At 48.5% G+C, this 14220-nt stretch carries 15 protein-coding genes and 1 rRNA gene; 13 read left to right on the forward strand and 3 right to left on the reverse strand.

Annotation, left to right across the window (positions count from 1 at the left end):
* The 9 genes from rpsI to dinB all read left to right on the forward strand — a co-directional run.
* Positions 1-85, forward strand: an 85-nt coding sequence (rpsI, locus tag Q0R17_RS07250) for a 30S ribosomal protein S9 (RefSeq protein WP_293933478.1), incomplete at its 5' end; no start/stop codon positions are given.
* Between the two features lie 187 nt (positions 86-272).
* Positions 273-1301 carry an N-acetyl-gamma-glutamyl-phosphate reductase gene (gene argC, locus Q0R17_RS07255; protein ID WP_293933441.1) on the forward strand — a complete coding sequence of 343 codons (1029 nt, stop codon included), beginning with the start codon at positions 273-275 and terminating at the stop codon, positions 1299-1301.
* 117 nt (positions 1302-1418) lie between these two features.
* On the forward strand, positions 1419-2015 hold the full coding sequence (locus Q0R17_RS07260) for a DUF6776 family protein (protein ID WP_293933444.1): 597 nt from the start codon (positions 1419-1421) through the stop codon (positions 2013-2015).
* Between the two features lie 2 nt (positions 2016-2017).
* Positions 2018-2422: a polymer-forming cytoskeletal protein gene (locus Q0R17_RS07265; protein ID WP_293933447.1), complete on the forward strand. Its 405-nt coding sequence runs from the start codon at positions 2018-2020 to the stop codon at positions 2420-2422.
* Between the two features lie 87 nt (positions 2423-2509).
* A complete protein-coding gene (erpA, locus tag Q0R17_RS07270; RefSeq protein ID WP_046352180.1) occupies positions 2510-2860 on the forward strand; it encodes an iron-sulfur cluster insertion protein ErpA in 351 nt (116 codons plus the stop codon).
* A 143-nt stretch (positions 2861-3003) separates the two neighbouring features.
* Complete coding sequence (pap, locus tag Q0R17_RS07275; RefSeq protein WP_293933450.1) at positions 3004-4500, forward strand: polyphosphate:AMP phosphotransferase; 1497 nt, start codon at positions 3004-3006, stop codon at positions 4498-4500.
* A complete protein-coding gene (locus Q0R17_RS07280; protein ID WP_293933453.1) occupies positions 4497-5087 on the forward strand; it encodes a malonic semialdehyde reductase in 591 nt (196 codons plus the stop codon). Before pap ends, Q0R17_RS07280 begins: the two co-directional genes overlap by 4 nt.
* A gap of 81 nt (positions 5088-5168) precedes the next feature.
* The gene (locus Q0R17_RS07285; protein WP_293933456.1) at positions 5169-6245 is read left to right on the forward strand and encodes a hypothetical protein; all 1077 of its coding nucleotides are present in this window, start codon (positions 5169-5171) and stop codon (positions 6243-6245) included.
* Between the two features lie 54 nt (positions 6246-6299).
* Positions 6300-7370 (forward strand): DNA polymerase IV, encoded by a 1071-nt coding sequence (gene dinB / locus Q0R17_RS07290; protein WP_293933459.1) that lies wholly within the window; start codon positions 6300-6302, stop codon positions 7368-7370.
* An 82-nt stretch (positions 7371-7452) separates the two neighbouring features.
* On the opposite strand, the gene Q0R17_RS07295 is transcribed toward dinB, so the two are convergent.
* From Q0R17_RS07295 to Q0R17_RS07305, 3 genes are all read right to left on the reverse strand, one after another.
* Positions 7453-8337, reverse strand: coding sequence for a patatin-like phospholipase family protein (locus Q0R17_RS07295; RefSeq protein WP_293933462.1), 885 nt, complete (start codon positions 8335-8337; stop codon positions 7453-7455).
* Positions 8334-9011: a tRNA (N6-threonylcarbamoyladenosine(37)-N6)-methyltransferase TrmO gene (gene tsaA / locus Q0R17_RS07300; protein ID WP_293933465.1), complete on the reverse strand. Its 678-nt coding sequence runs from the start codon at positions 9009-9011 to the stop codon at positions 8334-8336. The genes Q0R17_RS07295 and tsaA overlap by 4 nt, the downstream gene beginning before the upstream one ends.
* A gap of 74 nt (positions 9012-9085) precedes the next feature.
* Complete coding sequence (locus Q0R17_RS07305; protein WP_293933468.1) at positions 9086-10405, reverse strand: sodium-dependent transporter; 1320 nt, start codon at positions 10403-10405, stop codon at positions 9086-9088.
* Between the two features lie 387 nt (positions 10406-10792).
* On the opposite strand from Q0R17_RS07305, the gene Q0R17_RS07310 reads away from it, so the two are divergent.
* The 4 genes from Q0R17_RS07310 to Q0R17_RS07325 all read left to right on the forward strand — a co-directional run.
* Positions 10793-11134, forward strand: coding sequence for a hypothetical protein (locus tag Q0R17_RS07310; RefSeq protein WP_293933470.1), 342 nt, complete (start codon positions 10793-10795; stop codon positions 11132-11134).
* Complete coding sequence (locus tag Q0R17_RS07315) at positions 11109-11795, forward strand: N-acetylmuramoyl-L-alanine amidase (protein ID WP_293933472.1); 687 nt, start codon at positions 11109-11111, stop codon at positions 11793-11795. The genes Q0R17_RS07310 and Q0R17_RS07315 overlap by 26 nt, the downstream gene beginning before the upstream one ends.
* A gap of 92 nt (positions 11796-11887) precedes the next feature.
* Entirely contained in the window at positions 11888-13594 is a 1707-nt protein-coding gene (locus Q0R17_RS07320) for a proline--tRNA ligase (protein WP_293933475.1), read from the forward strand.
* Between the two features lie 489 nt (positions 13595-14083).
* Positions 14084-14220 (forward strand): 16S ribosomal RNA (locus Q0R17_RS07325); the annotation flags it as partial.

The raw sequence follows: 14220 nt of genomic DNA on the forward strand, positions 1-14220 counted from the left end.
TGTTACTCGCGATGCTCGTGAAGTTGAACGTAAGAAAGTGGGTCTGCACGGCGCTCGTCGTCGCAAACAGTTCTCCAAGCGTTAATTCGCTGGTACTGCTTTCTACAAAAGCCACCCTCGGGTGGCTTTTGTGTTTTCTGCAGTTTAGAAAGTCTGTTGTAAAACAAATTCACTTACAAACTAGACGCGCTTACAGGTTCGGCTTTATATTCCCTTGTTATCGGGTAAATACAGCCTGTATTTGCCAAATCTAGCAAAAGAGACGACAAAACATGATTAAGGTGGGGATTGTTGGTGGTACGGGTTATACCGGCGTAGAGCTATTACGCTTGCTGGCCCGTCATTCAGGTGTGAAATTGCAAGCCGTGACTTCACGTAAAGAAGCCGGTATGAAAGTGGCCGAGATGTATCCAAGCCTGCGTGGCTGGGTTGATTTGGCCTTCTCTACGCCTGAAGAAGCCCGCCTTACTGAGTGTGATGTGGTGTTCTTTGCTACCCCTAATGGCATTGCCATGCAGCAAGCGCGTGAGCTGCTCGATGCTGGGGTTAAAGTCATTGATCTGGCGGCTGATTACCGTATTAAAGATCTTGCCGAATGGTCTAAATGGTATGGCATGCAGCACGCCTCGCCAGAGTTAATTGAAGAAGCAGTCTATGGACTACCAGAAATCAACCGTGCTGCCATCAAGGGTGCACGCTTAATCGCTAATCCAGGCTGCTATCCAACCGCCGTACAGCTTGGCTTTTTGCCGCTGATTGAGGCGGGTGTGATTGATACAACAAGCCTGATTGCCGATTGCAAGTCGGGCGTATCGGGCGCTGGGCGCAAAGCCGAAGTGGGTTCTTTATTTGCTGAGGCTGGGGATAATTTCAAAGCCTATGGCGTGGCGGGGCATCGGCATTTGCCAGAAATTCGCCAAGGTTTAGCACGTGCTGCAGGAGCTTCGGTAGGCTTAACTTTTGTTCCACATTTAACGCCGCTGATTCGTGGTATTCACGCTACGCTTTATGCAAAGCTCACTAAAGATGTTGATCTGCAAGCTTTGTTTGAGCAGCGTTATCAAAATGAAGCCTTTGTGGATGTGTTACCTACTGGCTCGCACCCAGAAACGCGCTCAGTACGTGGTGCAAATACCTGCCGGATCGCGGTACATCGCCCGCAAGGAGGCGACACTGTGGTGGTCTTGTCCGCAATCGATAACCTTGTGAAAGGTGCTGCAGGCCAAGCCGTGCAGAATATGAATATCTTGTTCGATCTACCTGAAGGCATGGGTCTCGACATCGTTCCATTATTGCCTTAAGTGCCAATCAAACGCTTTTATCGCTTACAACGTGCGCGGCTCACTGCTGCGCCTTTGTCGCTACAGCCGGTGATAGGTTGGCGTGGCCGCTTACTACGCATGCTTTTCATGCTTTGTATGAGCATTTCGTTGTTGGGCTTGGGAGGCTATTTAGGCTTTCAATATGCCTTGAATCGTAATGCGCTGAGTGCTGCTGAAAAAATGCAACGTTTAGCCAGTCAATCCGAGCAACTGGGTACGGTGCAGGCCAAACAGCAGTTACTTGAGCAGCAAATTAAAGTAGGGCAAGGCGAGCGCGATGGCTTGCTGCAGGCTTTGACTGCGGCACAGGGCGAGTTGGCGAGCAAGCAAGAAACTCTAGCTTTTTTTGAATCGCTATTGCAAAGCAATGATCGTAGCCGAGCGGTTAGCTTTAGCGCCTGCGAGTTGCAATCTGTTGGGGCAGGGCGTTGGCGCTATCGACTCTTACTGGTGCAGGGGCTGGATCGAAATACTGAGTTTGTTGGCCGCATGCAAGCGAGTGTGCAATATCAAGAGCACGGCAAACGCCAGAGTCAGCAGATCGAGCCTTTAACTGTAAAATTTAGCCATTACCTGCGACAAGAAGGCGAGCTGACCCTGCCTGTTGGGGCTGTGCCGCAGCTATTTGAAGCGCGTGTATTTACCGAGAGCAATAAGCAGGCGATTGCCAGCTGCCAAAAGAAAGGAGGATGACCGTGTTTAAAAATAAAAAAGGTTCGACCAAAATTGATAGTCTGATCGGCCAAGGCACAACGGTGACGGGCGATATTAGTTTTATTGGTGGTTTAAGAATTGACGGCACGGTGCTTGGCCGTGTTTCAGCGAGTGACGCTAAAAATGGCACTTTGGTCGTCAGTGAAAAAGCACGTATTGAAGGAAGCGTACAGTGCTCCCATCTCATCCATAATGGTGAAATTATCGGCCCGATAGAAGTCACTCAGTACGTTGAATTACAAGCTAAGGCACGCATTATTGGTGATTTAAGTTATAAAACATTAGAAATGCACGCTGGTGCAATGATCGAGGGTAAATTGCTGCATCTAAGCAATGGCCAGCGTGAAGAAGTTGATCCAGCCAGCGTGGCTACGCTGAAAGATTGACCGTTACCACTAGCCAAGATTGACCGCTGTAGCTTGCACGGTAGATAATACCTTATCCTTTTAGTCAACTATTTTTTGGAGTGTCCCATGAACACTGTGACCGACATGCCAATCCCCTTTGTTTTCACTGATTCTGCTGCGGAAAAAGTGCGCGATCTGATTATCGAAGAAGGCAATCCGGATCTTAAACTTCGTGTATTTGTAACCGGCGGCGGCTGTTCTGGCTTCCAGTATGGTTTTACTTTTGACGAAATCACCAATGAAGACGATACCCCTGTCGAAAAAAATGGCGTCACTCTCTTGGTTGATCCAATGAGCTATCAATACTTGGTAGGCGCTGAGATTGATTACGTGGAAAGCCTTGAAGGCTCGCAGTTCACCATTAAAAACCCGAATGCATCAACTACATGTGGCTGTGGTTCTTCATTCTCGGTTTAAACCGCTTTGTGGTGGTGCAAAAAAGGAAGCTTGCTTCCTTTTTTTTCGTCTGTAGCCTGCTGATTTAAGTTATGTAATATTGGGACTGGTGTAGTTCCGTACTCCTGACTGATAATGAGCTTACTCAACACTGGGATCAGGGCATGTTTGAATCTGCGCAGTTAGGCCATAAAGTAGAGAAAGCCGTTTATAAAGAGCAAGAACCTTTATTGCGCGAAGCGTTGCTCGCTGTGCAATATCAATTGAAAGAGCAGGCTAATTTCCCCGTGGTGATTTTGTTGGGTGGCGTGCCCACTGCGGGTAAGGCAGAAACGGCTAATTTATTACTGGAATGGCTCGACCCACGGCTGATTGAAAGTCATGCCTTTGGGATAAAAAGCGATGAAGAGCTGGCAAGGCCAGCCATGTGGCGCTTTTGGCGTGCACTGCCGCCCAAAGGCAAAATTGCCCTGATGTTTGGTGGCTGGTATGCGGGGCCAATGTGGGATTACTTGCAAGGTGGTTATGCAGATCGCTTTGAGCATGAGGTAGAGCGCATTGCCCGCTTTGAAAAAATGCTTGCCGATGAAGGTGTTCTGCTCCTGAAATTCTGGCTGCATCTGCCTAAAGATGAGCTTAAAAAACGGATTAAAAAACTAGAAGCCGACGATCGCACCGCTTGGCGCGTCACCGAGCAAGATAAGCAGTTTTTAAAGCATTACGATCAGATTATGGAAGCGCAACTGGCGATGGTGATGCGCTCCAATTTAGCCGATGCGCCGTGGCGAGTAATTGAAGGCACCGATGCAAACTATCGCTCTCTAACGGTGGGTAAGCAAATTGAAGAAGCAATCAAACACCATTTAGCACGAGATACGCCAAAACAAAAGCGTGTTGAAGCAGCGCCACTCTTGCCTTCAATCGATGGGTTGCGATTACTTGATAAGTTAGAATTGGGCAGTAATCTAAGCAAGGCTGAATACAGCAAAAAATTAGAGGATTTACAAGGGCGCTTAAATTTATTAACTCGGCATCCTAAATTTAAGCAAATGTCGGTCACTCTTGTGTTTGAAGGTATGGATGCTGCGGGCAAAGGGGGCAGTATTCGGCGCATCACTGCCGCCTTAGATGCAAGGCAGTATCGGGTGATTCCGATTGCCGCTCCTACTGAGGAAGAACGCGCTCAGCCCTATTTGTGGCGCTTTTGGCGGCATGTTCCTCAGCATGGTCGCATGACTATCTTTGATCGCTCATGGTATGGCCGTGTGTTGGTGGAGCGGGTGGAGGGCTTTGCCCCACCGGCCGATTGGATGCGTGCATATAACGAAATTAACGATTTCGAAGCCGAGCTAGATGCTGCGAACAGCATTGTGCTGAAATTCTGGTTGGCCATTAGTAAAGAAGAGCAATTAAAGCGCTTTGAAGAGCGCGAAAAAATTGAATTTAAACGCTTTAAAATCACCGATGAAGATTGGCGTAATCGTGATAAATGGGATGAATATATCGTGGCAGCAAGCGATATGATTGATCGCACCAATACCTTGAGTGCACCTTGGCATATGATTGGGGCCAATAATAAATATCAAGCTCGGATCAGTATTTTAGAAAAACTCTGTGAGGCTTTGGAGTCTCGTTTACAACGCAAGGATAAAAAACTATGACTTTGAGTATCGATGCAAAAGCATGCGCACAACTATTTACCGAAGCACGCACCCACAATGCTTGGCAAGATAAGCCGGTGAGTGATGAATTATTGCAGCAGTTATATGATTTACTAAAATGGGCGCCTACTTCAGCCAATGCGGCTCCTGCACGGTTTATTTTTGTTAAATCGCCTGAGGCAAAAGCTAAATTAAAGCCAAGCTTGAGCGAAGGCAATATTGAAAAAACTATGTTGGCCCCTGTTACCGTTATCGTTGCGCATGATTTAGAGTTTTATGAGCAACTGCCCGCGCTATTTCCGCAAGCGGATGCCAAAAGCTGGTTTGCTGGCAATGAAGCGGCAATTAATAGTACGGCGCAAAGAAATGGCAGTTTGCAAGGTGCTTATTTAATTATGGCGGCGCGTGCATTAGGTTTAGACTGCGGCCCAATGTCAGGCTTTGATCAAGCTAAAGTGGATGAAGCATTTTTTGCCGGCAGCCAGTGGCGGGCTAATTTCTTAATTAATTTAGGCTATGGCGATAAGGCTCAGCTTTACCCTAGAAATCCACGTTTAGATTTTGCACAAGCTTGCCGAATTGAGTAATGCTTAAAAGGCTAGCTATATCGTGAGTGATCACGGTTTTAATTGTTTTGATAATTATGTAATTAAAGCATTAGGAAAATAATGGCGGAATGGGGTGTTTGGAAGGCGTTGGAGCAGGCTCGGCAAAAAAAGCGCGAGCTTGATCCGCTATTTGCTCGGGCAGGAATTGCGCCAGAGCTGGAAACGAATGCAAATCGTATTTGTTTGGATTTAAAGCGCTCTCCTCCTACTCCGCCCTTATTAACCGGTGATAAAACGCGTGATGCTGAAGCAATGGGCATGTATTACGACGGCTATGCTCGTCAATACGAAGAAGCCTTTTACAAGGCAGAAAACCTCTTACGTTTTGCTTGGGTGCCAGAGGCTGCGCCAATTGCTGCCGCTATTACCGAGGAAATCGCACGTTTACGTGATCAACTAAAAAACGAGCAGGGTAAGACGCCTGATTTCTCCATGATGGAAAAACTGCTGTTTCATTATGTTCGCCTAGATCACCCCGAATTAGCGTTAGCGCCTGATTTATTGTCTAACCGCCGTCGTGAATTGACCGACGTGGCCGGTTACCCTTTGCTGGTCGAGCATTCACATGCTGAATCGCAAAATGATAGCGTGCCACCCTTGCTAAGTGAAGCTTTTCGAGTGCAGCTAAGCGAGCATATGCAGCGCTATCTTGCGTCCCCTTGGCTGCATTGCCCGTTGATTTCTCAGTGGTATGTCATGCTGGCATTGGATACTGGGCTGGCACGTAAAAAACATGATGCATTAGATGATCAACTGACTGCCTCTTTACTTAAGCGCCGTTGGCCTTCTTTGTCTAACTGGCTACCAAATTTTGAATTTGCAGATCAGTGCTGGTATGTGGGCTTGTCTCTGTTGGCCTTGATTAGTTTATTTATGGAGTGGTGGTGGGTAGCCGCGCCCTTAGTGATTTGGCTACATTTGTCGCGCGGGGCGCATCAGCGTGAAAGAAAAGAAGTAGAAGACCGGCGCGCTTTTTATCTGGGCCAGGCACAGCAGCTTAAAAGAACGCGTGATCGTTTTGCTGTTGGGCAAGTTTCTTTAGAAAAACTCGCTTTTCAATTGCGGCATTGGGATGAAAAAGGCGAGTATTTTGAGCCTCAGCTGTTCGATTTATTAGCCTTACATCAGCATCAATGATGATCATGCTGACATTCTTATAGAACGATCGTACAATAACGGCACAGATTCCTCTTGGATTATGCCGTGTACGCCCAGCGCAAGATTATCCATATTGATTGCGATTGCTTTTACGCTGCGGTAGAAATGCGTGATCAGCCAGCTTTGCGCGATGTGCCGCTGGCTATTGGTGGGGCTGCCGATCGGCGCGGTGTGATTGCAACGTGTAACTATCCGGCGCGTAAGTTTGGCGTGCATTCTGCAATGTCAACTTATCGGGCGCAGCAAGCCTGCCCAAATCTAGTTCTGCTTCCTCCTGATTTCCCTCGTTACCGCGCCGCATCGCAGGCCATGCGAAGCATCTTTGCAGACTACACCGATAGAATCGAGCCTTTATCTTTAGATGAAGCCTATTTAGACGTAACGGGCCTATCGAACTGCCAAGGTAGTGCTTCTAGAATGGCGCTGGAGATTCGTGAGCGTATTGCTGCTGAAGTAGGCATTACCGCCAGTGCTGGGATTGCACCCAATAAACTGCTGGCTAAGATTGCCAGTGATTGGCACAAGCCCAACGGCCAGTTTGTGATTCGCCCACAGGATATTGATGTTTTTATACTGAGCCTGCCGCTGAAAAAACTATGGGGCGTTGGCAAGGTAACGGCTGCTCGGTTAGCAAGGCAGGGCGCGCACTGCTGTGCTGATCTACAGGCTTGGCCACTAGAGCGATTATTGCGTGAGTTTGGCAAGTTTGGCAGCCAGTTATTTGAGCAATGCCGAGGCGTTGATCTGCGCCCAGTTGCTGCGGATGAGCGGCGTAAATCACTTTCTGTAGAAAACACGTTTAATCATGATCTGCCTGATTTAGCTGCCTGTTACCAAGCTTTGCCGGCTTTAGTGAGCGATTGGCAGCAGCGTATGCAACGCGCCAGTGGCGATCGCCAGCATAAGGCCTTTGTAAAAATAAAATTTAATGATTTTAGCCAAACCACGGTTGAGTGCGTTTGCCCACATCCTTCGATCGAAACATTTGGGCTGTTATTGGCAGAGGGCTTTGAGCGGGGTAAAAAACCAGTGCGCCTACTTGGGGTGGGGGCAAGGTTTGAGGAGGTAAGGGTGCAGCCAGAGCAGCTTTGTCTGTGGCCTTAGCTGTGGGTAGCGGATTTTAAAAAGATAAAGGCCGAGCAGAAAATTGTTTTTCTGCACGGCCTTTTGTATGGCTCTGGGGGTATTACCTGCTTAGCGTTGCCAGTGCTTTTTGTTTTTCTAGCATTTTTTGTTTGATGTCAGAAATAGAAGCTAGCGCGGCTTTTTCGCCTTCTAAAATGGCCACGTTTTTCTGATCGAAGTCCGCAGGGCCAATTTTTCCGACTTTAGGGCGTAGGATCACGTCAGCGCGGATCATTTCTTGCTCGCCTAATTTCTGCCCCATAATCATCACGGCCTGATTGACGATGCCAAGCATATTGCTGGGCGTGTTTTTACCGTTGGCTTTGGATGAAATATCCACAGCAATAATAAAATCTGCTCCAAGTTCTTTAGCGGCATCAACCGGTACGGGGCTAATGACGCCGCCATCTACATAGCGCCGCCCGCTTATCATTACTGGCTCAAATACGCCCGGAATGCTGGATGATGCACGCACGGCTTGCCCCGTGTTACCACGTGCAAAAGAAATGCGTGTGCCGGTATCTAGCTCCGTAGCGACCGCTGCAAAGGGTTTGTTGAGCTTATCTAGGGGGCGGTTATCGACTAATTTATTGACGTAATCTTGTAGTTTCTGCCCTTTTACTAAACCGCCAGAAAGTAGGCTGATATCGCGGATTTGTGATTCATCCAGACCAAAGGCGCGCTCTTGAAGAGTAAAGCCGTCCATGCCTGATGCATAAAGGGCGCCAACCACGCTACCCGCGCTGGTGCCTGAAACCACGTCGGGCACGATGCCGTTGGCTTCTAGCATTTTAATGACACCAATATGGGCAAAGCCTTTGGCGGCTCCTCCGCCAAGCGCCAGGCCAATTTTAAGTTTGGGTAAGGGTTTCGGGGCAGGGGGAGGGTTGGTCGTGCAAGCTGCCAAAAAGCTGAGTGTGATCAGGCTGCTTAGTAACTTCTTCATACAACTTTCTCCAGGGCGATAACGTAGGCAGTTTGCCCGTCGCAGCGCCACTTCACATCATATTGATAAAGCCTTACGCCATAGATGCGCTCTGCATCATCGGCATAGGCTGGGCGTGGGTCTTGTTTTAAAACATCTTCAATGAGTGCGCGCAGCTCCGGTTTTAAGCGGGCTTTGGCTTCAGGGCTGAACACCACCGCCAGCTCTGGCGGCGGGCTATCCGCAAAGCCGCCACGCGCAGTGGGAATACTTTCTGCATAAGGGATATAGGGCTTGATGTCTAAGATGGGCGTGCCATCGACTAAATCAATCCCTTTAAATGTCAGGATAACGCCAGAATCAGTGTCAATTTTAATCAGCTCAACTAAAGATAAGCCAATTGGATTGGGGCGAAACGGTGATCGGCTGGCAAACACGCCGATCCGTGTATTGCCTCCTAGCCGTGGTGGGCGAACCGTTGGTTTCCAATCGTTGGCGCTTTGGTGAAACACAAAAGTAAGCCATACGTGCGAAAACGCTTCTAAGCCGCGTACTGCTTCGGCTCGGTTATAAGGGGAAAGTAGCTTAAGTACCCCTAGCGCATGGGGAGCTAGGCTGGGTTGGCGTGGAATGCCAAATTTATCTGCAAAGGGCGTCGCTAGATGGCCGATGGGCTGAAAGGTAAAACCACTCACGCAGGCGTTCCGGGTAGTTAAAAAAAAAGCGGGGCCAAAGCCCCGCTAGATTATATGCGAATTAACTTCTGACTCTACAGATTATGTACCCAGATTACGCCGATCATGACTGGTGCAACCACGGCACAAATACCACGGAAAGCGGGAATCCAGCGTCCGCCGCCATTGCTCAGCAATTCACTGTGAATACGTGGCCAGATGATCCAGCCAGCAAAGATGGCAACCAAGATACCGCCCGCAGGCATCATGATATTAGACGTTGCGTAATCCATTAGATCAAAGGCCGTTTTACCAAATAGCTTGGCTTCTGCCATCGGGCCAAATGATAGGGCTGCTGGAATGCTGGCGATAAAAACTGCAACGGTGGTGATATAGGCCGCACGGCGGCGTCCCCAGCCAAACTCATCAATAAAGTAGCTAACGATAGGCTCAACAATGGATACCGATGAAGTAAGCGCGGCAAATAACAGCAGTAAGAAGAAGGCAATCGCCCATGCTTGGCCAAATGGCATTTGCGCAAAAATAGCGGGCATGGTGATAAACGTCAGGCCGGGGCCAGCTGCTGGGTCAACGCCAAAAGCAAAGACGGCGGGTAGAACCATAAAGCCTGCTAAGACGCTAGCTAAGGTGGCTAAGATAGAAATCCATAGCGTTGCCCCAGCTAGATTGGTTTCTTTATCTACATAAGAGCCATAGGAAATAATAATCCCCATGCCCAGTGATAGGGAAAAGAACGCCAGCCCAAGTGCATCAACCACCATGGCAGAGGTCAGCTTGCTAAAGTCAGGGGTAATAAAGTAGCGAACACCTTCCCATGCACCAGGCAAGGTAAGCGAGCGGGCAATCAGTACCAGCATGAGGATAAACAGCGCTGGCATCAGCACCTTGCTCATGCGCTCAATGCCTTTTTGTACCCCACCTAACACAACGGCAACGGTCACCCCTAAAAACAGTGCCGTATAAAAGAGCGAGCTGGCAGGGTCGGCAATAAATTTGCTGAAGGCTGCGCTCAACTCTGTGGTGTTATGCCCAAGTGCTTCACCGGTAATGGACTTACCAATGTAAGCAATCACCCAGCCACCAACCACGCTGTAGTAAGCCATTACAATAAAAATACACAGCACGGATAAGCGCCCGGCCCACGGCCATAAGCCGCCTTTTAAATCACGAAATGCAGTGGTGGCAGAGCGGTTGGCTGCGCGGCCAATCACCATTTCTGCTAGCAGGAGGGCAATACCAACGGTGAATACGCAGGCTAAGTAGGCGAGCAGAAATACGCCGCCGCCATTTTTACCTGCTACATAGGGAAACTTCCAGATGGCACCAAGGCCAACGGCAGAGCCGGAGGCGGCCAGAATAAAGCCGAGGCGTGAACCCCAATTTGCACGAGACATAGATCATTTTCCGAAATGGGTGCTGCTGAAAAAAAGGACATATAAATACCCCGTCATTTTTTTGAAAGACAGATTTCGAAAAGATTGCATCAATAAGCGGGTTTGCTGAAGGGCTATCTTTATAAATCAATAAAGGCTTTTGGCTTTTGATGATTTAAATTGGGTAAGCTTGCATTTAACCTGACTCGTTATTTTTTATCTTCATTGAATAGTTACTTGACTTGGTTTTTGCTGCTTAGGAGTCTTTTTAAAGTATGTCATATCCATGGCTGCTACCCAGATGTAGTTAAAGTCAGTACAGCAGAATGCAAAGATATGAAAATAGCGCTTTTGACTTGCCAAGGCAGAAACAAGACGCGACACTAGCCGCTCTTTTGTGAGGTAGTCATGTCTTTTTATTTCCGTCCCGATAATGTTCCTGAGCTCGATGGTTTAAGCCGCTGGGAGCAGCGTGTTTTGTTACGCGGTACATTTTTAAAAGAACGCGCGATGTCTACGCTGGTTTTATTAGTGTTAGTCATCGCAAGCGTGCAATTTATGATTAATCCACTTTTGGCGTCGGTCTGGCCCAATTTTCAAAGCAATAGCGTGGCTTATGGTGGCGTGCTGGTGGTATGGCTGCTACTGCTGATGTGGTTGCGCGATGTGGTGATGATGAATGTGCTACGCCCGAAAATTGCCATTAAACGAGCTGAGAAAACCAATGTGGCGACTACTGAGTCTGCTTAGTCTTAGTTCTGTCTGCACGGTGCAAGCCGCCACCATTGCCGTGGATGTCGGCCATTATCTGGCCGCACCCGGCGCAACAAGTGCTTATGGTGAGAGCGAATTCAGCTATAACCTAGCGCTGGCCCGTCGTGTGCAAAGTACACTGCAGGCAGCTGGGCATCAGGTTAATTTAATTAATGCCGATGGGCAGATGCGTGAATTACGCGCACGTGTGCAAGCGGCGGCAGGGGCAGATTTGCTGATCTCTATTCATCATGACTCTGTGCAGCCACAATATTTGCAGCTATGGGAGGTGGCGGGTAAAAACCAGCGTTATGCCGATCAGTTCAGTGGATATTCTTTATTTGTGCATTCGCAGGCTGCCCAGTTTGGCCGCTCGCTGAGTTGTGCACAGGCAATGTCGCAATATTTGCAGGCTAAGGGCTTTAAGCCGACCGATCACCATGCTCCCAGTGTAGCTGGAGAAAATCGTGTTCAGCTTGATCCGCAGCTTGGCATTTATGATGCTGATTTTGTGGTGATTCGCCTAGGAAAAACACCTGCTATTTTGTTTGAAGCGGGTGTAATTGTGAACCGTGCAGAAGCGCTTGCGCTACAAGAGCCTGCTACCCAAGCTCAGATGGCTGAAGCCATTTTGAATGGTCTTTCCTGCCTGAAGTAACTAATTTACGAAATGTGTGTGCAAGGTTGGCACATAAGTAGGTCTATCGTCTAAAATCCCCTCTTTGTTTTTAAATGAACTCGGTTGCCGCCATGCGCACGTCACAACTTTATTTCTCGACTCTAAAAGAAGCGCCTTCCGAGGCCGAGCTAATCTCGCACAAGCTGATGCTGCGAGCAGGTTTAATCAAGCGCCTTGGTTCTGGCCTCTATACATGGATGCCGCTGGGTTTACGCGTACTGCGTAAAGTTGAAGCCGTGATCCGCGATGAAATGAATAAAGCGGGCGCGCAAGAGCTGTTAATGCCTGCGGTGCAGCCCGCTGAGCTGTGGCAAGAAACCGGCCGCTGGGATGTGTTTGGCCCACAAATGCTGAAAATCACCGATCGTCATGAGCGTCAGTTCTGTTTTGGCCCAACTCACGAAGAAGTCATTACCGACATCGCACGTTCAGAATTGCGCAGCTATAAGCAATTGCCAGTGAGTTTTTATCAGGTTCAGACTAAATTCCGTGATGAAATTCGCCCGCGTTTTGGCGTGATGCGTGCACGTGAATTCACCATGAAAGATGCTTATTCTTTCCATGCCACTTATGAGTCGCTGCAAGAAACTTATGGCGTGATGTATCAGAGCTACTCAAAAATCTTTACGCGCCTAGGCTTGAAATTCCGTGCCGTGGCGGCAGATACCGGTGCAATTGGCGGCTCGGGTAGTCATGAGTTTCATGTGCTGGCCGATGCTGGTGAAGATTTGCTCGCCTATTGTCCAGATTCTGATTACGCCGCGAATACTGAGCTAGCCGAAGCATTTGCACCTGCTGCCCCTCGTGCGGCGGCGCTTGAAGCAATGCGTGATGTAGATACCCCAAAGCAAACCTCGTGTGAAGCGGTTGCTGCGCTGCTTAATATCAGTATCGAGCGCACGGTAAAGTTGCTGGCGCTGATGACGACCGCCAATGAGCTAGTGATTGCCTTATTGCGCGGAGATCACAGCTTAAATGAAGTGAAGCTAGGCAAGGTCGAAGGCATGACTGATTTCCGCTTTGCTACAGACGAAGAAATTCGTGCGGCATTTAACTGCCCACCAGGCTTCCTAGGGCCTGTTGGCATCCCTGCCGGTATGCGTGTAATCAGTGATCGTACTGTTGCGGCGATGAGCGATTTTATTTGTGGCGCTAACAAGCCTAAATTCCACTTAGCTGGCGTTAACTTTGGCCGTGATTTGCCAGAGCCAAATATCGTTGCTGATATTCGTAATGTCGTGAATGGCGATGCTAGCCCAGATGGCAAAGGTACCTTAGAAATCTGTCGTGGTATCGAAGTGGGTCACATCTTCCAACTGCGCACCACTTATGCAGAAAAAATGAAGTGCCAGTTTACCGATGCTGATGGTTCTTTAAAGATCATGGAAATGGGCTGCTACGGTATTGGCGTATCGCGCATCGTGGCGGCGGCTATCGAACAAAACCATGACGAGCGCGGGATTAAATACCCGGCAGCTATTGCCCCATTTACTGTAGCAATCGTGCCTATGGGCTATCACCGCTCAGAAACCATCAAAGTAGCAGCCGATGCGCTGTATGCAGAACTTGTTGCAGCGGGCATTGATGTGTTGCTGGATGATAGAAATGAGCGCCCAGGCTCGATGTTTGCTGATATGGAATTAATCGGTATTCCGCATCGCATTACTATCGGCGAAAAAGGCTTGGTAGAAGGCATGGTTGAATATATCGCCCGCGCCGGTGGCGGCATGGAAAAAATCGCCTTAGCTGATGTAGTTCGTGTGCTTAGCGAAAAGTAAGTTGGTCATGACGTAAAGAAAAGGCGCTGTATATATACAGCGCCTTTTCTTCGCATTGTAAATACACCGCCGCCGATGTAAACCATTAACTTGTTATGCGGCTGGGGGTGGGTTTCCAGTGTTTTGGCCTGTTTCTGTGTGGTGCTGTTCTTTTTTACGCTGGTACAAAGAGCGTCGGTTTATGGTTGTTGTTGGCTTTACTCTCGAAATAAAAAAATATCTATCTTTTTAAATCAACTACTTAGCGCATTGCTACGGTTTTGTTGCGCGGTAGTGGTTGACCTAGTCAGTGATGCCCCGTATATTTCGGCCTCTCGCTGCAGCACACACAGCCACACAGTGATGTCACAGCGAGACGATCTTTAACAAAATACAGTCGATGAGTGTGAGTACTTGGTTCGGAAGCGAAACAAGTGCTTGCATTAGTAAAGAGTAACCAGCGATGGTTACTCGGAATAAAGTAAGCCAGTAAGTACTAGCTTAGAGATTAAACTAAAGAGTTTGATCCTGGCTCAGATTGAACGCTGGCGGCATGCTTTACACATGCAAGTCGAACGGTAACAGGCTGCTTGCAGCGCTGACGAGTGGCGAACGGGTGAGTAATATATCGGAACGTACCTAGTAAT

This window comes from Iodobacter sp. (assembly GCF_025352645.1).
GTDB lineage: Bacteria > Pseudomonadota > Gammaproteobacteria > Burkholderiales > Chitinibacteraceae > Iodobacter.

Bases quoted from the DNA above. Each gene is read 5' to 3' on its own strand.
- argC (WP_293933441.1), top strand. From the start codon at position 273: ATGATTAAGGTGGGGATTGTTGGTGGTACGGGTTATACCGGCGTAGAG.
- Q0R17_RS07260 (WP_293933444.1), top strand. From the start codon at position 1,419: ATGAGCATTTCGTTGTTGGGCTTGGGAGGCTATTTAGGCTTTCAATAT.
- erpA (WP_046352180.1), top strand. From the start codon at position 2,510: ATGAACACTGTGACCGACATGCCAATCCCCTTTGTTTTCACTGATTCT.
- pap (WP_293933450.1), top strand. From the start codon at position 3,004: ATGTTTGAATCTGCGCAGTTAGGCCATAAAGTAGAGAAAGCCGTTTAT.
- Q0R17_RS07280 (WP_293933453.1), top strand. From the start codon at position 4,497: ATGACTTTGAGTATCGATGCAAAAGCATGCGCACAACTATTTACCGAA.
- Q0R17_RS07285 (WP_293933456.1), top strand. From the start codon at position 5,169: ATGGCGGAATGGGGTGTTTGGAAGGCGTTGGAGCAGGCTCGGCAAAAA.
- Q0R17_RS07295 (WP_293933462.1), bottom strand. From the start codon at position 8,337: ATGAAGAAGTTACTAAGCAGCCTGATCACACTCAGCTTTTTGGCAGCT.
- Q0R17_RS07305 (WP_293933468.1), bottom strand. From the start codon at position 10,405: ATGTCTCGTGCAAATTGGGGTTCACGCCTCGGCTTTATTCTGGCCGCC.
- Q0R17_RS07310 (WP_293933470.1), top strand. From the start codon at position 10,793: ATGTCTTTTTATTTCCGTCCCGATAATGTTCCTGAGCTCGATGGTTTA.
- Q0R17_RS07315 (WP_293933472.1), top strand. From the start codon at position 11,109: ATGTGGCGACTACTGAGTCTGCTTAGTCTTAGTTCTGTCTGCACGGTG.
- Q0R17_RS07320 (WP_293933475.1), top strand. From the start codon at position 11,888: ATGCGCACGTCACAACTTTATTTCTCGACTCTAAAAGAAGCGCCTTCC.